This window comes from Peptostreptococcus russellii (assembly GCF_003012055.1).
In the GTDB taxonomy this organism is placed as follows: Bacteria; Bacillota; Clostridia; order Peptostreptococcales; family Peptostreptococcaceae; genus Peptostreptococcus; species Peptostreptococcus russellii.
In genome coordinates this window covers 189,886-215,275 of record NZ_JYGE01000006.1, presented here as the reverse complement: position 1 = coordinate 215,275, position 25,390 = coordinate 189,886, and the positions used below count along the sequence as shown (strand labels likewise).

At 31.8% G+C, this 25,390-nt stretch carries 18 protein-coding genes; 3 read left to right on the top strand and 15 right to left on the bottom strand.

Going from position 1 to position 25,390, the window contains the following annotated elements; genetic code table 11:
• Nucleotide 1: 1 nt before the first annotated feature.
• From UF10_RS07740 to UF10_RS07730, 3 genes are all read right to left on the bottom strand, one after another.
• Entirely contained in the window at nucleotides 2–1,300 is a 1,299-nt protein-coding gene (locus UF10_RS07740; protein WP_106777223.1) for a homoserine dehydrogenase, read from the bottom strand.
• Between the two features lie 323 nt (nucleotides 1,301–1,623).
• The gene (locus UF10_RS07735) at nucleotides 1,624–2,769 is read right to left on the bottom strand and encodes an Mbeg1-like protein (RefSeq protein WP_106777222.1); all 1,146 of its coding nucleotides are present in this window, start codon (nucleotides 2,767–2,769) and stop codon (nucleotides 1,624–1,626) included.
• A gap of 150 nt (nucleotides 2,770–2,919) precedes the next feature.
• Entirely contained in the window at nucleotides 2,920–3,558 is a 639-nt protein-coding gene (locus UF10_RS07730; RefSeq protein ID WP_106777221.1) for a hypothetical protein, read from the bottom strand.
• Between the two features lie 346 nt (nucleotides 3,559–3,904).
• On the opposite strand from UF10_RS07730, the gene UF10_RS07725 reads away from it, so the two are divergent.
• Nucleotides 3,905–4,654, top strand: a complete 750-nt coding sequence (locus UF10_RS07725; RefSeq protein WP_106777220.1) for a rhodanese-like domain-containing protein — start codon at nucleotides 3,905–3,907, stop codon at nucleotides 4,652–4,654.
• A 140-nt stretch (nucleotides 4,655–4,794) separates the two neighbouring features.
• Here UF10_RS07725 and UF10_RS07720 read toward each other — a convergent pair whose 3' ends face one another.
• Nucleotides 4,795–5,271, bottom strand: coding sequence for a GNAT family N-acetyltransferase (locus tag UF10_RS07720; protein WP_106777219.1), 477 nt, complete (start codon nucleotides 5,269–5,271; stop codon nucleotides 4,795–4,797).
• 472 nt (nucleotides 5,272–5,743) lie between these two features.
• Nucleotides 5,744–5,854: a hypothetical protein gene (locus UF10_RS09550; protein WP_408633962.1), complete on the bottom strand. Its 111-nt coding sequence runs from the start codon at nucleotides 5,852–5,854 to the stop codon at nucleotides 5,744–5,746.
• A gap of 724 nt (nucleotides 5,855–6,578) precedes the next feature.
• Between UF10_RS09550 and UF10_RS07715 the strand changes: the two genes are divergently transcribed.
• Complete coding sequence (locus UF10_RS07715) at nucleotides 6,579–7,796, top strand: cation:proton antiporter (protein WP_106777218.1); 1,218 nt, start codon at nucleotides 6,579–6,581, stop codon at nucleotides 7,794–7,796.
• A gap of 190 nt (nucleotides 7,797–7,986) precedes the next feature.
• On the opposite strand, the gene rpoC is transcribed toward UF10_RS07715, so the two are convergent.
• The 6 genes from rpoC to UF10_RS07685 form a co-directional block, all read right to left on the bottom strand.
• A complete protein-coding gene (rpoC, locus tag UF10_RS07710; protein WP_106777217.1) occupies nucleotides 7,987–11,481 on the bottom strand; it encodes a DNA-directed RNA polymerase subunit beta' in 3,495 nt (1,164 codons plus the stop codon).
• 125 nt (nucleotides 11,482–11,606) lie between these two features.
• Entirely contained in the window at nucleotides 11,607–15,317 is a 3,711-nt protein-coding gene (gene rpoB, locus UF10_RS07705) for a DNA-directed RNA polymerase subunit beta (RefSeq protein WP_106777262.1), read from the bottom strand.
• 829 nt (nucleotides 15,318–16,146) lie between these two features.
• Nucleotides 16,147–17,862, bottom strand: coding sequence for a DHHW family protein (locus tag UF10_RS07700; RefSeq protein WP_106777216.1), 1,716 nt, complete (start codon nucleotides 17,860–17,862; stop codon nucleotides 16,147–16,149).
• 16 nt (nucleotides 17,863–17,878) lie between these two features.
• Nucleotides 17,879–19,294 (bottom strand): MBOAT family O-acyltransferase, encoded by a 1,416-nt coding sequence (locus tag UF10_RS07695; protein ID WP_278309095.1) that lies wholly within the window; start codon nucleotides 19,292–19,294, stop codon nucleotides 17,879–17,881.
• Nucleotides 19,295–19,300: 6 nt separating this feature from the next.
• Nucleotides 19,301–19,963, bottom strand: coding sequence for a DUF4358 domain-containing protein (locus tag UF10_RS07690; RefSeq protein WP_242969077.1), 663 nt, complete (start codon nucleotides 19,961–19,963; stop codon nucleotides 19,301–19,303).
• 4 nt (nucleotides 19,964–19,967) lie between these two features.
• The gene (locus tag UF10_RS07685; protein ID WP_106777213.1) at nucleotides 19,968–20,711 is read right to left on the bottom strand and encodes a GDSL-type esterase/lipase family protein; all 744 of its coding nucleotides are present in this window, start codon (nucleotides 20,709–20,711) and stop codon (nucleotides 19,968–19,970) included.
• 421 nt (nucleotides 20,712–21,132) lie between these two features.
• Here UF10_RS07685 and UF10_RS07680 point away from each other — a divergent pair, with 421 nt between their 5' ends.
• Nucleotides 21,133–21,366: a hypothetical protein gene (locus UF10_RS07680; RefSeq protein ID WP_106777212.1), complete on the top strand. Its 234-nt coding sequence runs from the start codon at nucleotides 21,133–21,135 to the stop codon at nucleotides 21,364–21,366.
• 75 nt (nucleotides 21,367–21,441) lie between these two features.
• Here UF10_RS07680 and UF10_RS07675 read toward each other — a convergent pair whose 3' ends face one another.
• The 4 genes from UF10_RS07675 to UF10_RS07660 all read right to left on the bottom strand — a co-directional run bounded on the left by UF10_RS07675 (nucleotide 21,442) and on the right by UF10_RS07660 (nucleotide 25,329).
• Nucleotides 21,442–22,461, bottom strand: a complete 1,020-nt coding sequence (locus UF10_RS07675; RefSeq protein WP_106777211.1) for a lactonase family protein — start codon at nucleotides 22,459–22,461, stop codon at nucleotides 21,442–21,444.
• A 369-nt stretch (nucleotides 22,462–22,830) separates the two neighbouring features.
• The gene (locus UF10_RS07670; protein ID WP_106777210.1) at nucleotides 22,831–23,589 is read right to left on the bottom strand and encodes an ABC transporter ATP-binding protein; all 759 of its coding nucleotides are present in this window, start codon (nucleotides 23,587–23,589) and stop codon (nucleotides 22,831–22,833) included.
• A 4-nt stretch (nucleotides 23,590–23,593) separates the two neighbouring features.
• Entirely contained in the window at nucleotides 23,594–24,388 is a 795-nt protein-coding gene (locus UF10_RS07665) for an ABC transporter permease (protein ID WP_106777209.1), read from the bottom strand.
• 11 nt (nucleotides 24,389–24,399) lie between these two features.
• A complete protein-coding gene (locus tag UF10_RS07660; RefSeq protein WP_106777208.1) occupies nucleotides 24,400–25,329 on the bottom strand; it encodes an ABC transporter substrate-binding protein in 930 nt (309 codons plus the stop codon).
• Nucleotides 25,330–25,390 lie beyond the last annotated feature (61 nt).

Below are 25,390 nucleotides of genomic sequence, written 5' to 3'. Positions count from 1 at the left end.
TTTACAACCCTCTTTCTATTCTTATTGCACTTGCCTTGTCTATAATATTTGGCAGTGCCTCTATTTCTTCTAGAGCCCTTGAGAAATCAAGCTCTCTACTTTTATTTGTAATAATTATATACTCATCATACTTATTTTCATCTTCCTCTTTATGCCATTGATTGATTGAATAAATAGGAATGTTGTAGTATTCAAGAGTCCTTATAATATTTGATACTGAATTTTTATTTGCCTCAACTTTTAATCTTACATAATACTGGAAATACTGCCTTTCAATGGCTATAATTTCTTTATCATCAAATAAATTATATGCATACTCTGCTTTTGAATCATCAATAATATTTTTACTGATTGAAATAATATCGTTGACAACAGCTGAACCTGTTGGTAGAGAACCTGCTCCTTTTCCATAAAACATTGTCTCACCTACCATATCGCCAATTACATATACAGCATTGAATTCATATTGAACGGAAGCCAATGGATGTTCAATCGGAATTAAAGCTGGGTGCACTCTGGCAACTATCCCATCTTCTGTATTTTCGGCAACTGCCAATAATTTAATTCTATAACCTAACGCTTCTGCGTACTCTATATCTTCTAATGATAAATTTTTGATACCTGATGTATATACTTGATTTGATGTTACAAGACTATTGAATCCAATACTTGCAAGTATTGCACATTTTCTAGCCGCATCTAAGCCATCTAAATCTGCGCTTGGATCTGTCTCTAAGTAACCTAATGATTTTGCATCTTCAATGATTGTTTCCAGTGATAATTTTTCGACTTGCATTCTAGTTAGAATGTAATTTGTTGAACCGTTGATAATTCCGCCTATCTTTTGAATATTGTTTCCTGTTAATGAAAATTGTAATGACCGTAGAATTGGAATTCCACCAGCGACCGCTGCTTCGTAAAAGAAATGACACTTATTTTTTCTGGCGAGTTCTGTTAGCTCCTTACCATAGAGGGCTATCAAATCTTTATTTGCCGAGACTACATGTTTTCCCTTTTTAAAAGCGGCTTCGATGATTTCCTTGGATTTATCTATTCCACCCATTACTTCAACCACAATATCTATCTCTGGATCCTGAAGTATGTCTTCTGTTTTGTTGGTTAGCGTACTGGAGCCTATCTTCGTGGTACGCTTTTTCTCCAAGTTTTTTACGCATATTGTCTTAATGGATATAGGTGTAGCTATTTTCTTTTCAATAATCTCCTTATTGTCCATCAAAATCTGCGTCGTTCCAGAACCTACTGTTCCGAATCCAATGATTCCTATTTGTATTGATTTCAAATTAAATCCTCCTTCACTCTAAAATTCCGCCTAAAAAGGTGGTCACCTCAATTGTCTTTCATTTCCGACAATTGAAACTATTGTATGTATTGTATCATTAAAAACAAATTCACACAATAGTATTTTTTAAATATATTTAATTTTTCTTTATTTCTTTATTTTGTAAATTTTTAAACTCTTTTTCTTAATAATATTTCTAAATATTTTATTATAATTTATTTTCAACACAAGAAAAAACTCCTTTCTATATTACTTTGAAAGAAGTTTTTAAATTAATTCTTTTTATCCTCGTTTATATTTTCTCTATAAAACTATCTTTTATCTTATAATTTACTTTTACTCAAAAATATCCTTTTAACTTTTTTTCTTTCCTTTTTCTCTTTCTTCACCTCAGATCCACTGTGTATTAGTCTCATTACTGTATCTTGCATCATATCCTTCTTTTCATTATCCATATTTGTCATTTTTCTAATAAAATTGTAAGTAGCACTCAATCTATTTTCAGAAATATCATTTAGGCAATTTGCGTTAGTAGATTTTTTTACTATTCTGTACAGCTCATCAACAAATGCTTCTCTTTGTTCTTTATTTAGACCTTCAAGCCAATATTTTACTGTTTTATCTACAAATTGACTCTTTTCAGTGATACTTTTTCTTTTTACAAATTCACTTCCCCTTACCTCCCAGTTCAGACCATCATGCTGTAAAATACCTGATGCTCCACTTGCATTTACAACAATATATTCTTCTTCATCATCCATAAGTATCCCCACGAAGGAGTCTTTTGGAAGGTATTTCTTTACTTTTTTAACCGTGTCTTTATAGCCATAAGAGTTTAATATTTTTTCAGTAAATCCAGGGCCGTCATTATTGTAAACTATAGATATTCTATCCCTTTCTTCCTGAGTAAGCCCACTCACAGCAAATACTGCAAAGTTGCCACCCTTAGAATGACCTCCAACTATTATATTTTTCTTATCATATTTATTCAAAATACCCCTTAGATAAGAAACAGAATCTATCTGACCAGGAACAGGTGCAGAAAAGGACATATTTAAATTTTCTTTAAAGCCTACTATAGTATCATCTGTTCCCCTAAAAGCAACATATATTGTATCTTCATCTATTATAAATGTCATAGCTGAAAATTGACTTTCATTTATCTCATCAAATTTATTTACAAAATCAGAAACTAATACATCCTTAAATCTATTACTTTTATATGCCTTCATAAACATTTTTTCTATTCTTGTTATAAGGCTTGTGATATAGGATGACTGTGTGATATTTCTGTTTTTTATTTCTTTTTCGTACCTTTGACCTAGCTCTTCAATGCTCATTTCACCCTTTATAACACCCAGATTTAAGTATGATATTTGTGAAAATATCATATTATCTACCTCATTAAATCCAGATTGTTTAAATGTTAAATCGCCTCTCCAATCAATATAATCAATAATATTATTCAAATTCCTCACACTTTCTTAAATGATAATAATCATAAATATTGCTTTAACTGAAATATTTTTGTTTATTTTTATAATTTAAATAGTAGTTTATTCTAAATATCAATATATAACTATTTGTATAAAGAATTTTAATTAAGCTAACATAAAAAACTATTTTTTATCATCTTTGTCATCATCAGTAATTTCAGAAAACTGTTCTTGAATACTTTCCTTATACTCTACAATTTTTTTCTTACGAGATTGGCTCTTTTCTTCCTTCATCTGCCTTTTTGCTTCTCTCAAAAGATTATCTCTCACATCTGTAGCATGTTCAGCTTCTTCTCTTATCTCTGCTGCATCCCATCTATAAATATTTATTGCGTCGTGTCCTATTGAACTATTTAATTCCATTTCATCTTCCTCTTGAACTATAGCAAGTATTGCTATATCTCCATTGTATATCCTAGAATACATCTGATATAACATATCTTCAGACTCACTTTGTTCACTAATATCAAATCCTGAACCTATCATAGCTCCCAATCCCGCAAGTACAAAGCCCGCCAGAGGTCCTATCAATACGCCAAGAACTACACCAACTACACCACCGATCATAGTCTTACCTAGCTCGTTAAACATCTCCATATGTTGATCCAAAATGCTTATTTTTCCATCTTCATTTTTCACTAGCACAACTTGGAGCACTTGATAATTCACATTCGAATCACTATTTGCTCTCTTCAATCTCTTATACATTTTTTTTGCACTATCCAAATTTTCAAAAGTAGCCATCACCATATTTTCAGTCATTTTTATCCCTCCTATTATAAATATTTAAATTTATTTCTAAGTGAACTATTTCTTTTTAATGAATGAACAAAGAATAAATATACTTTTAGTCTATTATATAATTATAACTCTTTTTTAATTGAAATTACAAGTTTTTGACATAAAATTCTAAATATTTAATTATTTTAAAAGCTTAACTATTTGAAAAATATACCTTTATTTAATAATCAAGATCTTTTATATAGTTTTTATCTATTTAAAAGTTATGTATAATTCTTTTTTTCAATAGCAAGTTTAAATATTTAAATTTACAAATATTTAATGTATAATTAAGAATAGAATAATATTATTTTAGGAGGTATTCCACGTGAAACTTAAAAAAACAAAATATGCTTTTATGGCCCTACTGATTGCTTCATCAATCGGTTTATCAGCGTGTGGACAAAACGAAGAAGCTAAGGACACAGCTAAAACAGAACAGTCTGAAACTAAGACTGCAGAAGTTCAGGCAATGAAGGGTGATGAACTAGCTAAGATCGAAGCTGACAAGAAGGAAAAAGAAAACTATCTTGTAATCGATGTTAGATCATCAGAAGAATACAATGAAGGACATATCAAGTTTGCTATCAATATGCCTATAGACACTTTTGAAAAAGAAATGTCTAAGATAGATAGCTTCAAGGACAAAGATGTTGTTTTATACTGTAACTCAGGTAAGAAGAGCGGACAGGTTGCTGATATCTTAGTAAAGAATGGATTCACTAAGGTATACAATGCTGATGGAGTTAAAGACTTTAAGTATGATCTAGTTACTTATGAAAGCAAGCTTGGACCAGACTTTGATAAGGATATAAAAGATGGAAAAGCTAAGTTAGTAATAGATGCTAGAAAGGCAGAGGACTTCAAGAAGGGTACTTTTGATAAGGCTATAAATATTATGCCTGATGATTTTGAAAGCAATAAGGATAAACTTCCAGAAGATAAGGAATCTACAATCTATGTATTCTGCTACACAGGAAATAAATCTTCTGAAGTAGCTCAGATGCTTACAAAAGAAGGATATAAAAATGTTGTAAATGCAATAGACGGAAGCAAGGAATACGATTACGGATTCTAAGATAAATAAAACTGAATATATCTAAATAAGATTTTTTAATATAAAAAGAGGCTTTACATATTTTGTGCAAGAGCCTCTTTTGTATTTATATATTTTTCATTTTAAAGCCTTTCAAATCTTATAAAGGCTTATATTATTTTTTATTTTTCTTCTGTTTGGTCAGTAAGAAGAGTATATCTATTCAGTATCATCTGATTATAATCTAATCTTCTAAAGCCCATTGCATCGTAAAGTTTGATTGCCTTGACATTACTTGGTGATACTTCTAATCTAAATCTTACAGCTTCTGGATGACTTTCCATTACATGCTTAAAGTATTCCTTTGCAATTCCTCTACTTCTATACTCTTCCTGTATAAATAAGTCTTCAAGCTGAACAGTTGTGCCTGCAACCTCTGAAGTATAGTATGTTGTCACAACTCCAAATCCTACTAGCTTATCGTTGTAATAAGCCTCAATACCCTTGATTGGATGTTCTCCTGAAAGTATATCTTCTAAAAGTCTTACCACAATCTCTTTTTCTATTGGATGATCTACCGCATCTGAAGAATAAAAATCAAGCATCATCTCTAAAAGAATATCATAATGTTCTTCCTCAAAATATTTAAATACAATCATAAAAGCCTCCTATTAAACTTTAGTAATATAATATTATCTTCTATGCAATTCTAGTAATTATATGAAAGACCATTGTAATTACTCTATATAAAAAATTGATTTCTTAGCTTCTATCACCCCTTTAAAAAGTTTTATAAGCTCTAGAAAATATTTCCTATACTTTATCAATAAGCTTTTTAAAAACCTTAAAATTTTCAATAAAACTCATTCCTACTGTAATAGCTAGAGATAAGAAAGAATCAATATTTTATATACAATTGCAAAATTTTATAGTTCTAGATTCATTAGTAGTCTAGTTCTAAAATCTATATACTGTATAAATCTACACTATACAACTATTTTATATCATATCATAATCTAGGCTTTAAATCCACATTATAGACCTCTATTAAAAATATCAAGTATTTTAAAATTTTTAATTGTACATCTAGATAGATTGTTTACATTATCTAGCATGAAAAATAGTTAATTTCTACTTTCTACAATATCTATCTAGAGTCATTTCTTCAGAAAATCCTGCTATTCTATAATTACTTGTATGAACCTTCATCAATACCTTTGTATTTAAGTAACAATAAAAAATTGATTATCCTATACATTATATGTCTGTATCTATATATTTACTACCATTGATTTAACTTTTAATATAACACTTTTATTTGATGAAAAATATAGTAATTTTTACTCCTTTTTTCAATATATATAAGTCGTTTTTTTTATTAATAAAGTCGTTTTTTAACCTTTTTTCAACCTTTTTTAAAATTATCGTTTATATTAATCTCTGTATTTTTTTCCTTTTTATTTTTTTAGTTATTTTTTTGTCTTTTTAATTTTAAATCTAAATTATATATTTTTTTGTATTTTGAAATATTTTATATTATCTTTTTCTATACTTTTTATAATATTTATATAATATTTTTATGTATTTTTTTAAAAAACATAATTTTTTTCTATAATCTATAATTTATAGAACTTCCTATTATATATTATTAAGTTTGATTAAATAGCCGTTATATTTCAGAATATTAGATTTAAGTCTATTTTTCTTAATAATCTCACTAATTTCCTGATTTTCCTATTATTTTCTCTATATCCCAGATATATACTTATTTATTTTTTCACGTTTTAAATAAATTATTATTAAAAAGTTCGAAAATAAATTATTATATTATATGACAAAGCGTTTTTTCTATGGTATAATTATTGTTTGTAATAGGAAATAATCTCTAAATTTGAATTAAGAAATATTGTAGGGGAAGTTAGTTTTAATTAAGAGATTAATAAAAGTTTATAGGAGGAAGGTTGATATGTTAGATTATAGCTATTTATTAAGTATTGCTATTATTCTCTTGTCTACAAAGATTTTAGGTGAACTCACTGAAAAAATCAACTTACCACAAGTGGTAGGAGCACTTATTGCAGGGGTAATAATAGGACCATCTATGCTTAATATCGTGAGCAATACTACATTCTTGGATGAAGTAGCTCAGATAGGTGTTATTATTTTAATGTTTATGGCTGGACTAGATACAGATCTAGGGGAAATCAAAAGAAAGGGTGCTTCCTATCTTGTGATTGCTCTCTTTGGTGTGCTAATACCTCTATTAGGAGGATTTTTATCATACATGTGGTATTTCCAAATAAATCCAGGAGTTGAACATGATCTTTTAAAGGCTTTATTTGTTGGAGTAGTATTAACAGCTACGTCAGTAAGTATAACGATAGAAGCGCTCAGGGAGCTTGGTTATGCAAATAGCAGAATCGGTAATGCAATCTTGGGAGCAGCTATTATTGATGATGTTATAGGTATTATTATCTTAACAGTTATTACTAGCTTTAGAGATACAAATATAAGTATTTCATCAGTACTTATAAAGATTGCTCTTTACTTTGTTTGTATGGCTATTTTAGGTATAGTAACGGTCTTTGGAGCAAGGTTCTTAGATGTAAAAACGGATAGAAGAAGAATTACCATCTATGTTTTTGCAGCTGTCTTAATTGTTGCATATATTTCAGAAGTATATGTTGGAATTGCAGATATAACAGGTGCATATTTAATGGGTATGATATTCAGTAGATTTAGTATACGAAACTATATTGTCAAAAAGGTGAATATACTTTCGTATTTGTTCTTCGCGCCAATATTCTTTGCGAGCATAGGACTTAAAACAAAATTTGATAGCTTTACCAGTGAAATGGCAATATTTGCTGCGATTTTAATAGTAGTAGCGATACTAACCAAAGTGTTAGGAGCTGGATTAGGTGCAAGGCTTTGCAAGTTTGATAGACATGAATCTCTAAACATAGGTATCGGTATGGTATCTAGAGGAGAGGTTGCACTAATTGTTGCACAGAAGGGATACAAACTTGGATTAATTGATGCAGATATGTTCTCACCAATTATTCTAATGGTTGTGGTAACTACTATATTTACACCAATACTACTTAAGAGAACTCTAGCTAAGAAAACTGAAACTAGTGAAAATAAGGAAGCTATTAGTGGAGAGGTTGCTGCTGAAAATTAATACAATATTTAATTAAAACCATATATATTTATTAAAAAGTGACAAATACTTTTAGCATAAAATTTTGTCACTTTTTTATTTTGTATTTTTTTATTTTTGCTTTAATTAAACCTACATATTGTAAATCTATCATATATAATAAAAAAATGGTTGATAAGGAGTCCCTTATCAACCATTTTAAATTGGCAAATTATTCTTCTATGCCTTCTTTTTCTATAGCTATATTTCTATATTTTCTCATACCTGTACCTGCTGGTATCAGCTTACCAAGTATTACATTTTCTTTTAGTCCTATTAAGTGGTCTTCTTTACCCTTTATAGCTGCATCAGTTAAGACTCTAGTAGTCTCCTGGAATGATGCTGCTGATAAGAATGAATCAGTGGCAAGAGATGCCTTTGTGATACCAAGAAGAACTCTCTTAGCAACTGCTGGTCTAAGTCCCTTTGAAATCACTTCTTCATTGCACTTATTGTAGTTAAGAACGTCTTCATATCCACCTGGTATTAGGTCTGTATCTCCTGGATCCTCAACCTTTACCTTAGAAAGCATCTGTCTTACTATTACCTCGATGTGCTTATCATTGATATCAACACCCTGTAATCTGTAGACTCTCTGTACTTCCTTAACTATATAGTCCTGAACTCCGCCTATACCATTTACTCTTACAATATCATGAGGGTTTATAGAACCCTGAGTCAATGGTTCACCTGCTCTTACAAATGCACCATTTTTAACTCTAAGTCTTGATCCATAAGGTATCTGATAAGCTTCAGATTCACCTTCACTAGGAGTTATAATAACTTCTTTTCTCTTTCCAGTCTCGTCAAGTTCAACGTGACCTTCAATCTCAGTTATCACTGCAAGACCCTTTGGCTTACGAGCTTCGAAAAGCTCCTCAACTCTTGGAAGACCCTGTGTGATATCTCCACCCGCAACTCCACCTGTATGGAATGTACGCATTGTAAGCTGAGTACCCGGCTCACCGATTGACTGAGCGGCTATTATACCTACAGATTCACCTATATTTACTGACTTACCAGTAGCAAGGTTTCTTCCGTAACACTTAGCACAAACACCATGTTCAGTCTTACAATTAAGAACTGTTCTGATATAAATAGTTTCTATACCTGCTGCAACAATCTTGTCTGCATCAGCTTCAAGAATCATCTGATCAGCTCCTACTATTTCTTCACCTGTATTAGGATCAACAATAGGATCTATTGTATATCTACCTATGATTCTATCTTCTATTTCTTCTATTACTTCATTTCCATCCTTGATCGCAAATATTTCTGTAGTCTCTGTAGTTCCACAGTCTATATCCCTTACAATAACGTCCTGGCTGACATCAACTAGTCTTCTAGTCAAGTAACCTGAATCGGCTGTACGTAGGGCTGTATCTGCTAGTCCCTTTCTGGCACCATGTGAAGATGTAAAGTATTCCATTACTGATAGACCTTCACGGAAGTTTGATTTAACCGGAATTTCCACAGTCTGTCCAGATGCATTGGCCATCAGACCACGCATACCTGCAAGCTGTCTTATCTGGTTTTTTGAACCTCTGGCTCCTGAATGGGCCATTATATAAATATTATTCATTCTATCAAGGCCTTCCATTAGAGCATCTGTTACCTTTTCAGTAGTTTCTGTCCAAGTTTCTATAACTTTTTCATATCTTTCTTCATCAGATATAAGACCTCTTCTATATGCCTTTTCATACTTATCTACTAATCCTTCAGCTTCTTTTAGGTATTCATACTTAGCTTCTGGTATATCCATATCAGATACTGCAACTGTAATACCGCCTACTGTAGAATATCTATATCCTATAGACTTTATATAGTCAAGTAATTCTGCTGTCTTAGTATTTCCGTGTTTTCTAAAACACTTATCTATTATCTTTCCAAGTGACTTTTTGTCAGCTAGGAAGTCAGCTTCTAATCCAAATGGATCTTCTTCCCTATCTACAAATCCTAAATCCTGAGGTATACCTTCATTAAATATGAATCTACCTACAGTACTTTCAACTAGAGAATGTCTTCCATCTTCAAGAGTTACTTTCATCTTTACTAAAGCATGAAGTTCAACTTTTCTGTTGTAATATGCTAGAGTAAGTTCATTATAATCCTTAAATACTGTACCTGTACCCTTAGCACCTTCCTGTGCTTCTATAGTCAAGTAGTATGATCCAAGAACCATATCCTGTGAAGGAGTAGTAATTGGAGAACCATCCTTAGGTGCAAGTATATTGTTTACTGATAGCATTAAGTATCTTGCTTCAGCCTGTGCTTCTACTGATAGTGGAACATGGACAGCCATCTGGTCACCATCAAAGTCGGCATTATATGCTGTACAAACAAGTGGATGAAGCTTGATAGCCTTACCTTCCACTAGTACTGGTTCAAATGCCTGTATACCTAGTCTATGTAGAGTCGGTGCACGATTAAGAAGAACTGGATGACTCTTGATTACTTCTTCCAATACATCCCAAACTTCTGGCTTTACCTTCTCAACAATAGTCTTTGCACTCTTAATATTGTGTGCAAATCCTTGACTTACTAGCTTATCCATTACAAATGGCTTGAATAGTTCTAGTGCCATCTTCTTTGGAAGACCACACTGATAGAATTTAAGCTCTGGGCCAACTACGATAACAGAACGACCAGAATAGTCAACTCTCTTACCAAGCAAGTTCTGTCTGAAACGTCCCTGCTTACCCTTTAGCATATCTGATAAAGACTTAAGTGGTCTATTACCAGGACCAGTTACTGGTCTACCTCTTCTACCATTATCTATTAGAGCATCAACTGCTTCTTGAAGCATTCTTTTTTCATTTCTTACTATGATTTCTGGAGCCCCTAATTCTAGAAGTCTCTTCAATCTATTATTTCTATTTATAACTCTTCTGTACAAGTCATTTAGATCTGACGTAGCAAATCTACCACCATCTAGCTGAACCATCGGTCTTAAATCTGGTGGTATAACTGGGATAGCTTCTAAAATCATCCAAGAAGGCTTATTTCCAGATTTTTTGAAGGCTTCTACAACTTCTAGTCTTCTAATAGTTCTTACTCTCTTCTGACCAGTAGCATCTCTTAGAGCTTCTCTAAGTTCTAGTGACTGAGCATCTAGATCAATATTTTCAAGTAATCTTCTTACTGCTTCTGCACCCATTCCAACTTCAAAATTACCATATCCATATTTTTCAATAGCATTTCTGTATTCTCTTTCTGTAAGAACTTGCTTATATGCTAGACCAGTATCACCCTGATCAACTACTACATATGAAGCAAAATATAATACTTTTTCAAGAGATCTTGGAGACATATCTAATAAAAGACCCATTCTTGATGGAATTCCCTTAAAGTACCAGATATGTGACATAGGAGCTGCTAGTTCTATATGACCCATTCTTTCTCTTCTTACCTTGGCTTTAGTTACTTCGACACCACATCTGTCGCAAACTACACCTTTATATCTTACACGTCTATACTTTCCACAATGACACTCCCAGTCCTTAGTAGGTCCAAATATTCTTTCACAGAATAATCCGTCCTTCTCTGGCTTTAGTGTTCTATAATTAATTGTTTCTGGCTTTTTTACTTCTCCTCTAGACCATTGTCTTATCTTCTCTGGAGAAGCTAAACCTATCTTTATCGACTCAAAATTGTTTAATTCAAACAAGGAGTTCTCTCCCTTCTTTTCGATACTTATATATAATCAACTGTCCCTTAGGTTCCCGATATGAGAACCTAATGACAAGTCCCTCTACCCTAATTAGCTGCTTTGCGAATTTATTTCACGCAATATTACTCTTCTTCTTCAAAGTCTTCTTCATCAAAATCTGATTCTTCATCTTCATCTTCATCGACAAAGTTTTCATCAAATTCTTCCTCTTCTTCATACTCATCTTTTTCTTCTTCTACTTCTTCAATTACATGAGTATCTTCTATATCATCTGGAACAATGCTTTCTATTTTGAAATCATCATGGTTTTCTTCGTCAACAGATTCCTTTATATCAATTGGACTTCCTTCAGCATCTAAAGCATTTACATCTAGGCATAATGACTGAAGCTCCTTCATCAATACTCTGAATGATTCTGGCATACCTGGCTCTGGTATGTTTTCGCCCTTAACTATTGCTTCGTAAGTTTCTACTCTACCCTTAACGTCATCCGATTTTACTGTCAATATTTCCTGAAGTATATGAGATGCACCATAAGCCTCTAGTGCCCAAACTTCCATCTCTCCAAATCTCTGTCCACCAAACTGTGCCTTACCACCTAGTGGCTGCTGAGTTACTAGTGAGTATGGTCCTGTACTTCTTGCATGTAGCTTATCATCAACCAAGTGATGTAGCTTTAGATAGTACATATAACCTACTGTTATATTGTTTTCAAATGCATCACCAGTACGTCCATCAAATAGTTCTAGCTTACCATTTCTTGGATATCCTGCTTCTTCAAGAGCGTCCATAATATCATACTCATTCGCTCCATCAAATACTGAAGTAGCAACATGCCATCCAAGCTTTTTAGCTGCTAGTCCTAGATGAACCTCTAGTACCTGACCGATGTTCATACGAGAAGGTATACCCTGTGGATTAAGTACTATATCCATTGGAGTACCATCTTCCATGTATGGCATATCTTCTTCTGGTAATACTCTAGAGATAACACCCTTATTACCATGACGTCCGGCCATCTTATCGCCGACTTTTATCTTTCTCTTCTTAGCAATATAGCATCTAACAAGTTCATTTACACCTGGTGACAAATCATCTCCATTTTCTCTTGTAAATATCTTAATATCAACTATAATTCCTGATTCACCGTGTGGAACCTTAAGTGAAGTATCTCTTACTTCTCTTGCCTTTTCTCCAAAGATAGCTCTTAGAAGTCTTTCTTCTGGAGTCAGTTCAGTTTCACCCTTTGGTGTAACCTTACCTACTAGTATGTCGCCTGAGTTTACTTCAGCACCTATTCTTATTATACCTCTATCATCTAGGTTCTTGATTGCATTTTCACCTACATTTGGTATATCTCTAGTTATTTCTTCAGGTCCTAACTTTGTATCTCTAGCTTCACATTCATATTCTTCTATATGAATAGTAGATAATCTATCTTCTTTAACTAATTTTTCATTTATTAAAACGGCATCCTCGTAGTTATAACCTTCCCAAGTCATAAATGCTATCAAGCAGTTTCTACCAAGTGCTATTTCTCCAAGATCAGTAGCTGGACCGTCTGCTATAACGTCTCCTGCTTCTACTACTTCACCCTTGCTTACTATTGGAGTCTGGTTTACACAAGTACCAGAGTTTGATCTCTTAAACTTAAGTAACTTATACTTATCCTTATCTCCGTTTTCTTTCTTTATAAGTATTTCATCAGCAGATACTCTATCTACAATACCGCTATTTTTAGCTACAACCACTGCACCAGAGTCTTTTGCTGCTCTATACTCGATACCTGTACCGATAATAGGAGCTTCTCTTCTTACTAGTGGAACTGCCTGACGCTGCATGTTTGATCCCATAAGCGCTCTATTGGCATCGTCGTTTTCCAAGAAAGGAATCATAGCTGTCGCAACAGAAACAACCTGCTTAGGAGATATATCCATGTAGTCAACTCTATCTTCTGGAACCAATTCAACTGCACCATGTACAGTTCTACAGATTACTCTGTTATTTACGAAGTGTCCATCATCATCTAGAGGCTCATTGGCCTGAGCTCTTACATATAAATCTTCCTCATCAGCTGTTAAGTAATGTATTTCATCTGTAACAACCTTATTTTCCTTGTCATATCTTCTGTATGGAGATTCAATAAATCCATACTCATTTATCTTTGCATAAGTTGAAAGAGAGTTTATAAGACCGATATTTGGTCCTTCTGGAGTCTCTATTGGACATATTCTACCATAGTGTGAATGGTGAACGTCACGAACTTCGAACCCTGCTCTTTCTCTTGAAAGTCCACCTGGTCCTAGAGCTGATAATCTTCTCTTATGAGTTAGCTCTGATAGTGGATTTGTCTGGTCCATGAACTGTGACAACTGAGAACTACCAAAGAATTCCTTTATTGCCGCAGATACTGGTCTGATATTTACAAGAGCCTGAGGAGTGATAGTTTCCATATCTTGAACTGTCATTCTTTCCTTTATAACTCTTTCCATTCTAGAGAAACCTATACGAACCTGATTCTGAAGAAGCTCTCCAACACATCTTATTCTTCTGTTTCCTAAATGGTCTATATCATCGACATTACCAACTCTGTATTTTCCTTCTATTATATAAAATAGACCGAATTCATAGCTTATAGACGCAATAATATCATCAAGCAGAATGTGCTTTGGTACTAGTGCCTTCATATTAGCCTTTATTACTTCCTTAATTTCATTTTCATCATCATACTTTTCTAGTATTTCCTTTAAAGTAGGATAATGAACATCTTCTTTAATTTCTAAATCTGATATATCAAAGTCTACATGAGATTGAATATCTACGAAATTATTTCCAATTACCTTAATTTCCTTTTCGCTTTCAACAGCTACCCAAACCTGATTAATACCTGAGTTTTGGATTTTCTTTGCTACATCAAGCTCTATCTTTTCGCCAGCGTTTACAAACACTTCTCCAGTTTCTTCATTTACTATATCTCTTGAAGCTACCTTATCCATTATTCTATAACAAAGAGCTAGTTTCTTATTGAACTTATATCTACCAACTTTGGCTAAATCATATCTCTTTGGATCAAAGAATAATGAGTTAAGAAGTGATGAAGCACTCTCTACTGTAGGAGGCTCACCTGGTCTTAATTTCTTATAAATTTCTACAAGTCCCTCTTCAACATTAGTCGTATTATCCTTTTCTAATGTGGCTCTTAATCTCTCGTCATCACCTAATAGGTCTAATATTTCCATATCTGTACCTATTCCTAGAGCTCTTAGAAGTACTGTTACTGGTTGCTTTCTAGTTCTATCAACTCTAACTGATATAATGCCTGAAGAATCTGTTTCATATTCTAACCAAGCACCTCTGTTAGGTATTACAGTAGAAGAAATTAATCTGCTACCTGTCTTATCTCTCTCTTCAGCGTAATAAACACCTGGAGATCTAACTAATTGTGATACGATAACTCTTTCTGCACCATTTATGATAAAAGTACCTCTGTCTGTCATTAGAGGGAAATCTCCCATAAATACTTCCTGTTCCTTTATTTCTCCAGTTTCCTTATTTATAAGTCTAACCTTCACCTTTAAAGGGGCGCAGTAAGTGCTGTCTCTTTCCTTACACTCTTCAATATCGTACTTTGGCTTTTCATCTAGAGAATAATCCACAAACTCCAATATAAGATTTCCTGTATAATCTTCTATTGGTGATATGTCTGTAAATACCTCTTTTAAGCCTTCTCTTAAGAACCAATCATATGAGTCTGCTTGAATCTCAATTAGATTTGGAACGTCAGCTATTTCCTTAATCTTGGAAAAGCTCATTCTTTCTCTTTTTCCAATCATCACTGGATGTGGTACCACAATTTTCACCTCACTAAATTAAATTTTATTGCATTTGTTAATTTATGAGTCCACGCTTATAAATCCACCTCGCTCTAGTAATTAAATGCAAAAGAAATTTACCTCTACGAGCCCACTTTATAAATCGCAATTATCTAATAAAATAATGCTTATCGCAATAAATGCGCTAACAAAATAATACTACGTCATTAACAAAAACGAGTACTATTTCACAGCATAAGCAGTATATTATTTTATCATATCTAGTCAATTTTTTCAAGGTCTTTTAATAAATAAATCATATATATTTTTATACTTTTCGATTAAGCGATTATTGATTTAGCTTTTTTTATTTCTGTTTTTACAATTATCGCTTACTTAATATTTTTGTAAATCTCTCTATAAACCATATAATTACAAATAAAAAGACAGTATGCACCATATTTCCATAGTTATACTGTCTTAATTTCATAGAGCCCTTTTTATTTTATACTATTCGACTCTTTTACAATTATATGTTTTATCTTCTATTATTATGCTCTTTATGTTTTTCTTTTTTGCTAGATTTTTTTTTCTATTGCTGTTAATTTTTTACTCTATTTCTTAGACTTTCCCTACTTTTAATACTTTTTCTACCTCTATCTTTTCAGGCATTGAGCAAAGCAACTGAGTAAGTATATTTAGAGTCAATTTCAACGTCCAAATTTTTAAGAAATAAAAAATGCGAGCTGTTAGCTCGCATTTTCTAATCTAAATATCAATTTTTTAATCCAATAAATATTTTCAAATTTTAAAACAATATAATCTTTCCTTAAAATTTTTATACTTCATACTAACTTCTTTTTGGCTTATTGTTTATACTCAAAATTGATGAATCAGTATTGAAAGTATTGACATTATAAAGTATCAATACATCTGTAATATCATTATTATTTATTACCTCTTCTACAGTTCCTGTGTAATACCTCAAATCTATAACATTTATTTCAGAATAGTTATTTACCAAGAAAGGTAACATTGCATTTGCATAAGAATCTTTTATAACTAATAGTTTCTTATCAGTTTTTACATTAGTTCTTATTTTAATCTGAGTATGATTTCCTCCCGTGAATACCTCATATGGATCTCTTCCATCTAACTTAGAATAATCATAAAGAGTTGGTAACTTTGCCTTAGTATCAAAGTATTTTGTTATTAAAGGCTTATTATCCTCTTGAATATACAAATATAACTTATCTGGAGAACCTATCTGAGCACCATTTTTATAATACAGACTTCCGTAGAATTTATCCTTTGCTAAAGCTTTTGTAAATGTGCTTTCACTAGCAGGATCCATTCCCGAATTTTTACAATAAGTCAAGTAGGCTTTGTATGCCCCATCACTAGTCCAGTGGTGATCCGTCCTAAAGTAAAGTTGTTCTGCATTTTTAACTTTATTAAAATCTTCTATTAAGTTTATAAATTTGATTTTATTATCAGCCATGGAGCTTAACTCTTTTAAATATTCTGCTTGAGGATCTACTGGAGCATTTGCAGGCAATAAATTATTATAAATCTCCACTTTATTTGGAACTATCATCATCCTTGTTTTTAGTTTTGAATTATCATTAACAAATTTATTTATTGCATCCATTTTTTCTTTAGTTGTTTCTTTGTCTGATTTTTTAAAGCCTTCCATCAGATATCCATCTTTACAAACATAAACTCCATTTATTTCCTTCTTGCCAAACATCATATCCATCTTAGCCTTTGTTTTGATAAAACTGCTTCTCTTAGGGAACTGATCAGACATGTACTTTGCATAATCTTTGGAATAACTTCCATTGATAAACTTCGCCATAGAAAACTTTGGTTTCATTTGTAACTCTCTGTTCTCTGCCACTGAAAGTTTTTGACTAGGAGTTGCCATTACTGCTATAGTCATTACGGTTACTAACAACATAGCTCCTATAGTTAGGTTTCTATAGAATTTATAATCTAATACTCTTCTTCTCTCTTCTTTTATATATTTTTTCTTATCTCCACCTCTAAATATAAAGTTAAAGAAAATTACGATAGAGTATACAATTATCTGCAAGAAATTAGCTCTTTTTCTTGGTTTTTTCTTTTTTTGAACTTTTTTCTTTGCTATCTGCTTTCTCTGTGCATTTTCTATCTTATTTTTTTGTATTCTTTGAGTTTGTTCTGCTCTAGAAGCGTACGGCTTTTGTTTACTAGAGCTTGGTCTTGCTTGACTCGGTCTTGCTTGACTTGGCCTTGCTTGACTCGATCTTGCTTGACTTGGTCTTGCTTGACTCGGTCTTTTTGAAGACTTCGGTCTTGCAGCACTAGTCTGCTTCTTTTTTGTTCTAGGAGAAGAAGGCCCCTGGTTTTTTGAACCTTGCTTTTTTTTAGAGCCAGTATTTTTATTTGGTCTTTTGCCTTTACCTGCAGGCTTTTTGCTAGTTGTTCTAATATACGTTGGATCATGTTCTACATCCAAATCCAATAACTTTTTAAGGCTGTCAGGCATCTCAGGTTCTACATATCTTTTTCTTTTTTTACTCATCCTGCATCACCTCCAGCTAAAAATTAAAGTATAGGAATGGACTATAACTCTCACCTATCAAAGAAGATACTGCTAACATAAATATTACAAAATAGAATATTGATATAGCTATGTATCCAGCTTTTCCAAACCTAGATTTTATATTATCTATTACACTCTTTACAAGAGTTGTTGAACCAATCATTGCTATTACTATAATCTTCCAAGAAGTAGTAAATAAGTACTTAGCAGATGGATCTATTATTCCACTTGCTCCAACTACAAACATATTGCTATAGAACTTCATAATCTGTGAAATTCCTTGAAGATCAAACATTACCCAACCCAACACTACTATCAACAAGCAGTATAGCGTTTGAAGCTTACTGTTTCTATTTTCAAGGAATCCTAGTATCTTTACTTTCTCTAAATATATAATAATTCCAAAATATAGACCCCATATTACAAAATTCCAGCTAGCACCATGCCATAGTCCAGTAACCATCCATACTATGAATATATTCCTTATATGCTGTCTCTTACTTCCTCTATTTCCACCTAATGGAAAGTAGATATATGTCTTAAACCAATTTCCAAGAGATATATGCCATCTTCTCCAAAATTCCGTCGCACTCTTAGATATGTAAGGATAATTAAAGTTTTCTGCCCACTTAAATCCAAGCATATACCCTAGACCTATTGCCATATCAGAGTATCCACTAAAGTCAAAATAAATCTGTAAAGTAAAGGCGATTATTCCTATCCAAGCACTTGCAGCTGACATTTCCAGCCCAGGCATATCTTTTACCTGTGCCCATATCAAAGCCAGATTATTTGCAATCAAAACTTTTTTAGCAAAACCTATTACAAATTTTTCAAGACCCTTTCCAAACTTATCAGTTGTACATCTTCTATTTTGAAGTTCTTTTTCCATCTCATTGTACTGAACTATTGGTCCTGCACCAATTTGAGGGAATATACTGATATATAGTGCAAAGTCTGATAAACTTGCTTGTGGCCTTGTTCTTCCAGTATAGACATCTACTATATAAGAAATTATCTTGAAGGTATAAAATGAAATACCAAATGGCAGCGGTAAATCCACTATTCTAAGATTCATTCTTGTTATAAGATTGAAATTATCTATAAGGAATCCATAGTACTTAAAAAATGCTAGTATAGCCACATTGACTACAATCAAGCAAACCATATAAAACTTTGCTTCTTCACGTCTTTTTCTAATATCATACATCATCCTAACGCCAAACCACGTTACTAAGATTGATACTATCATTAATATTAGATATCTCGGTTCTCCCCAGCTATAGAAAAATAAACTTAAAGCTAGAAGAACTTTATTTTTTATTTTTCCCGGAACTACTGTATAAATTATCATCGCTATCGGGAAGAACAAGAATAAAAATGTTAAACTAGTAAAACTCAAAACTCTCACCTTCCCTTATTTATAACTTTTTTTTATAATATTATCTACAGCATTTACATCCTTTGCCGATACAAAATATATATAATCTCCCTTTTTCTTTAGCTCACTAGAAGAAATTATTTTATATTGATCTGGGGCATAGTTTTTAAAACTGTTAGACTGTGAATCTACTCTTCCTTGTACTTTTTTCATCACTATGTCCGAGTATTCTGAATTGCATTTTACTACTAAAATCTCATTGGCATCCATATTGCTCTTAGGTGCGAATGAGACATAGTTTTCAATTTCATTTTGATTAATTCCATATAATTTTCTTAAGTCCTGTTCATTTCCAATATATAGTTCACTTGTATCTATATTTTTTGAAATATTAGACCTAAGTGCAGCAAAATCAACATCTTTAACTTTTATAAACTGATATGCTAATATAAATACTGCACATACTATAACTGCTAAAAGAGTATATTTTTTCCTATATATGCTGCTCATCTTCATAGGTTTTCTACTCGCTGTCACACTTGCGTCCTCTTTAATAGATTTTTTTTCTTTCAAATCATTCACTCTAGGTTTCTTGCCATCTTTTTGTTCTTTCACATCTTTCACTATTCTCAACCTTGCAGTATGTTCATAGTTTACAGGTGGTTTTTTCTTGTCCTCTTCATTATTCAAATAGCACACCTCCCTAAATATTTTCACTTAAGAAAAATAACCAGTTTTTATAAAAAGCATACTTGAAATGTATTCCATCTTGCTCATATAAATCACTTGATGTAACTAATCCATCAGACGATAAGAAATTAACTCCTGTTACACTAGCTACTTCCTTTACTTTATCTGAAAACATTTTTATATTATCATTATTTATTCTCATATCCTTCTTAGAAGCAACGATTTCATTAACTGGAAGAGGTGCTTGTAAATAAATCTTTACACCTGGATCTACCTTTTTAATAGATTTTACCAGCTTGATATATTCTTCTTTATATTTTTCTGGAGAATAAGCATTTATATCATTGGCACCATATAAAATAACTATTTGTTTTGGTTTTAGATTTTTTATTTCCTTCAAATGCTTACTTGCTTGATTTATATGTTCACCTTTCATAGCCAAAACACTGGCTTCATCCAATATATTGCCTTCTTTTAAGTATTCCGTGATTGAATCCCCTAAAAAAACAACATCTTCAAATCTACCTTTAGCAGAATCCATATTAAAGTTTGTAATGGCAGTGTCTTTGTTTACCTTATTTATTTCTGCCTCTACATCATCTAAATTTTGTTTTTGCTGTCTTTTAAGAAAATTAATTGTCCACTCTGTATTTTCCTTGATTTTTATAGGCGAGTTTGCCGCAAAAATCTTACTTCCCATCATAATAGATCCCGATATTAAAATAGCAGTCATCGTTAAAGCTTTACTTTTTTTCATATCCAACATCCCATCTAAAATTTTTTAATCTTACTTATAAATAAGTTATTGCTCTATATTCACAACAAAACATATCTTCAATAATAAAAGACTATATTTTCTATGTGTTTTTCTTTTATTTTGCCAGCCTAAATATCCATCTTTAAAAATATCTATTTCTCATATAGTTTTTTTATTTTTCACATTAAATCTTATTTTTTGCTTGGTAATTTATATTTAAAATAATAACTTTTAAACATTTACTCAATAAAATATGCATCTAAATTTATTTTATAAATTGATATAAAAACGGCATTCTATTCATATTATAGCATAAAGGACTTGGTAAAATCTTGTTTTTTTCAAAAAAAGCTATACTTCTTATTAAGCTTTCTATAGTATAATATTTTCTATAGATGAAAGAATAATTGGAGGTGAAAGTTTGATAGCTACAAATCCAGCAGCCATAAAAATTTTTTTCTGTACTTTTCTTGCAATGGCTATAAATACCCTTTATCCAACAGTAATGTTTATTAGGGCAAAAAATAATTCGAAAAATAAAAAGACTTTCTTTAGGAAATTAGTTTTTACAGTAATAATCCCTGAAATTTTAATATTAATTTCCAGTGTATATATTATATATACAGTTGTAATGAGAAGTTTGTCTTTAAACTAAAAAAGATAGGTGCATATATGCACCTATCTTTTTTACTTCTATATTATTCCATTTAAATGGATATTTTACTTGAAATTAGCTCAAAACACATACTATTTCTTCTATATTTAAGCACTTGCCATCCATATGTTTAATCATTCCTGTTTCTTTATCTCTCTCAAACAAATGTATCAAACCATCTTGGTGACCCACTAGTATCATTTCCTCATCTTTTATAAAGTTGAAATCCCTAGGTGTCTCACCCTTTGTTTTCTCTATTTGAATAAGCTCCAACTTACCTTTTTCGACTATCTTATACACAGCTATACTATTATGTCCTCTATTTGATGCATATAAAAACTTATCATCCTTTGAAATCTTAATCGCAGAAGCTGTATTTTTACCCTTATAATCATCTGGCAAAGTAGATATATTACTTACAAACTTAAATACTCCCGTCTTTTTATTATATTTTACTACATCAATCGAGGAGTCTAATTCCCCTATTATATAAGCATATTCACCTTCTCTATCAAATACCAAGTGCCTCGGTCCCATTCCCGCCTTGCTATTATACATAGCTACTAGTTTATAGCTTCCATCTTCAAACATCTTGTAAGAATATATACAATCTGCCCCTAAGTTCACCACTATAAGATATTCGTCACCTCTATCTTTAATTGCCATATGACATTTTGAAGAATCCTGATCTGGGCTTACTATGCTGTTGGCAAAATAATTTATAGTATTTATTATTTTCATTTCCAAATTATCATCTACCTTTATTATATCAAGCCTTCCCAAATGATAATTACTCGCATATATAATGCTTTGTTTTTCATCAAAATAAATATGACATGGTGATTTTCCCATATATCCAATAGTATCTACAAGGTTATATCTGCCATTTTCTAACTTATAAGAGGCCACTCCACCTTCTTCCCTTGTAGTTATTGAAAATAATTTTTTTCTATCTCTACTCAAGGCCAAAAAAGTAGCCCCTTCTTCCTTTATAAATTCTACTTCATTTATTTTATTACTATTTTTATCTATTTTTAAAATATGAATCCCTTTATTTTTCTTTCTTGTATACCCACCTAAATATATCCTCTTCATAATTTTACCTCCAAAGCTTCTTTATCTAACTATATAATTTAACAATCCTACACTATTATTATAATACCCATTTAGAGGCTATATGAACAATACTATTTTTATTCTTATTATTTTTTATATTTTTTAAAATATATAATAAGTATTTTTTAACTTAACTTTAGTTTTTCAAATATTTTTTTCTTTTACTTAGCCATATTAGATTATCACTTTACTTCAATAAGCGTCTATATTTCTTAAATATCTATATAAAAAACACCCTACATATAAAATATATGCCACTAACACATACAATTTTACATATAGGGTCTTATTCTTATTACAATATTTTTTCTTTTTTCTATCTTATCAAGATGAGTAGGCATTTAGATGCTAAAAAATAAGCATTTTTAAAAGTTTCTTTTTTATATTTACAAACTCAATATCACTTATTAAATCAATCTTTCTAGGTCTTTTAAATTTAATGTCTATTATTTCTATTATTCTACCTGGATTCTTGCTCATTACCATCACCTTATCTGATAGAAGTATTGCTTCTTCTATGTCATGAGTCACAAATACAATCGAAGGTTTATAATTTTCCCAAAGCCTCATAGTTAAGCCCTGCATCTCTATTCTAGTTTGATAGTCTAGAGCTGAAAATGGCTCATCCATAAGAAGTAGCTCAGGATTCATTATTAGGCTCCTAGCAAGAGACACTCTTTGCTTCATTCCACCGGAAAGTTTATTTGGATAATAATCTTCATATCCTTCTAAGTCTATCTCTTTGATATATTCACTTGTTAGCTTTTTTATTTCATCTTTTGAAATTTTTTTAAGCCTCAATCCATATCCAATATTTTCTTCTACAGTTAACCAATCAAAAAGAGCTGCTTCCTGAAATATATAACCTCTATTTGAAGAAGGGCCCTTTATTTTTTGTCCATTGAATATGATGCTACCTTCATAGTTATTGTTTATTCCACCAATAGCTCCAAGTAACGTGGACTTTCCGCAACCACTTGGTCCTATTATACTTACAATTTCACCATTTTTTATATCAAAACTTATGTCTTTTAATACTTCTTTTTCTTTTTCACCATTTTTATAGCTTAAATTTACATTATCTATTTTTAGAATTTTCTCTTCCATATCTCTACCTCAATTCTGAAGGTCTAAGCAGCTTAAAAATACCAAGCAAGATTAGATCAAAAATTCTACCAAGAAATGCTATCGATATCATACACACTATTATCATATCAACATTACCAAGCATCCTAGAATCCATCATCACAGCTCCTAGCCCCTCATTAACTCCTGTGAGCTCTCCTAGTACCAAGTATGCCCAGCATACACCCATTCCTAGCCTGAGACCAGAAAAGATACCTGAAAGTGAAGCAGGAAGTATTATTGTCTTCATAATACTACTTTGACTTGCACCTAGTATTTTACCTACATTAATAAGATTTTTATCAACATCACTCACAGCCCTCAAAGTATTTACATATATTGGGAAAAATGCCGCCAATGCAACTAAAAATATTGTCGTTTTATTTCCAACTCCAAACCAAACCATAGCAATTGGAAACCAACCTATACCTGGAATCATTCTAATTATATGGATAAAGGGATCAAATAATCTCTTTATATATACATAGTAGCCGGATAAAATTCCCATAAGAACACCGAGCACTCCAGCTATTAAAAATCCTACTATTACTCTATATGTACTCGCCAAGGCATTGCTAAAAAAGCTCCCTGAGTAAGTACTCAATTCATAACTCCCAAAAATAAAGTCTATAAAACCCTTTGCTACTGTAGAAAGAGAGGGTATAAGATATTTGGGAGTGTCTAGTAGAGTCGGCAAAATCATCCAAGCCGCTAAAAATATAATCGGTACAATAAAATTAAGAAAATCAATCCTACTATTTTTATTTATACTTTTTTTCATTTTACTCACCACTATTTAATTTCTTCTTTTGCCTTCTCCAAGAAAGTAAGGTCAAACATTTTATCGATATCAGGAACATTGTCTATTATCTTTTGTTCCTTCATTCTTTCAGCAAGGTTTTTTACCTGCTTTATAGTTTGATCTGTAATATCATATGTTAGATCTATATTTTCAGTAGATTTAGAAATATACTTTTTATCTGTACCAAATTCTACAGCCTTGTCAATCCATTCTTCCTTGTGATTCATAAGATACTTTGTAGACTCAACGTGCATATTTACCATTTCCTGAACTTTTTCTGGATTTTCCTTGATTTCATTTTCAGTAGTAATCATCGCTGCATTAATATAACCTATACTATCATCATAATAAGGGTATACCAATACCTTTCCATATCCATCTGTCATAGCTATTGATGGGTATGGCTCTCCACTACAAAAGGCATCAATTGATCCTGATGCAAGTGCCTGTCCCATATCAAAGAAATCTATTTTCTTTAAAGTTACATCACTATTTGGATCAATACCTGCCTTATCTAGCACTTCTAATAATAAAATATGATGCATTGTTCCTGGAACATAAGCAATTGTCTTTCCCTTTAAATCTTTTATATCATTTATATTGCTGTCTTTTCCAACAACTAAGGCAGAACATTTCTCTGTCATACTAGCTACAACTTTAATTGGCTCTTCTTTTGATGCCGCCATAATAGCAGTTACCCAAGTAGTTCCCGTAAAGTCTAGATCACCTGATAATAGAGCTGTCTTCATATCTCCTGGATTTGTGAAAGGCTTTACCTCCAACTTATCTTTGTCATCTTTGAACTCGTCATAGATAAATGGCTGTATTGTCTGAGCCATTTTCCAAGTCCCCACATTCATATCAATTTTTTCATTCGCAGCTTTGGCTGTTTCTTTATTTGACGTCTTGTTACATCCCATCACAGAAACAGAAATAACTAGAGCCTACATCAACAATAGTGCTTTTTTCTTCATTGATTCC

What these genes read in the sequence shown, in the direction of transcription:
- UF10_RS07675 (WP_106777211.1), bottom strand. Translation starts at nt 22,461, where the DNA reads ATGAAGAGGATATATTTAGGTGGGTATACAAGAAAGAAAAATAAAGGG.
- rpoB (WP_106777262.1), bottom strand. Translation starts at nt 15,317, where the DNA reads ATGATTGGAAAAAGAGAAAGAATGAGCTTTTCCAAGATTAAGGAAATA.
- UF10_RS07720 (WP_106777219.1), bottom strand. Translation starts at nt 5,271, where the DNA reads ATGATTGTATTTAAATATTTTGAGGAAGAACATTATGATATTCTTTTA.
- UF10_RS07700 (WP_106777216.1), bottom strand. Translation starts at nt 17,862, where the DNA reads ATGAGTAAAAAAAGAAAAAGATATGTAGAACCTGAGATGCCTGACAGC.
- UF10_RS07715 (WP_106777218.1), top strand. Translation starts at nt 6,579, where the DNA reads ATGTTAGATTATAGCTATTTATTAAGTATTGCTATTATTCTCTTGTCT.
- UF10_RS07660 (WP_106777208.1), bottom strand. Translation starts at nt 25,329, where the DNA reads ATGGGATGTAACAAGACGTCAAATAAAGAAACAGCCAAAGCTGCGAAT.
- UF10_RS07730 (WP_106777221.1), bottom strand. Translation starts at nt 3,558, where the DNA reads ATGACTGAAAATATGGTGATGGCTACTTTTGAAAATTTGGATAGTGCA.
- UF10_RS07685 (WP_106777213.1), bottom strand. Translation starts at nt 20,711, where the DNA reads ATGAAAAAAAGTAAAGCTTTAACGATGACTGCTATTTTAATATCGGGA.
- UF10_RS07665 (WP_106777209.1), bottom strand. Translation starts at nt 24,388, where the DNA reads ATGAAAAAAAGTATAAATAAAAATAGTAGGATTGATTTTCTTAATTTT.
- UF10_RS07670 (WP_106777210.1), bottom strand. Translation starts at nt 23,589, where the DNA reads ATGGAAGAGAAAATTCTAAAAATAGATAATGTAAATTTAAGCTATAAA.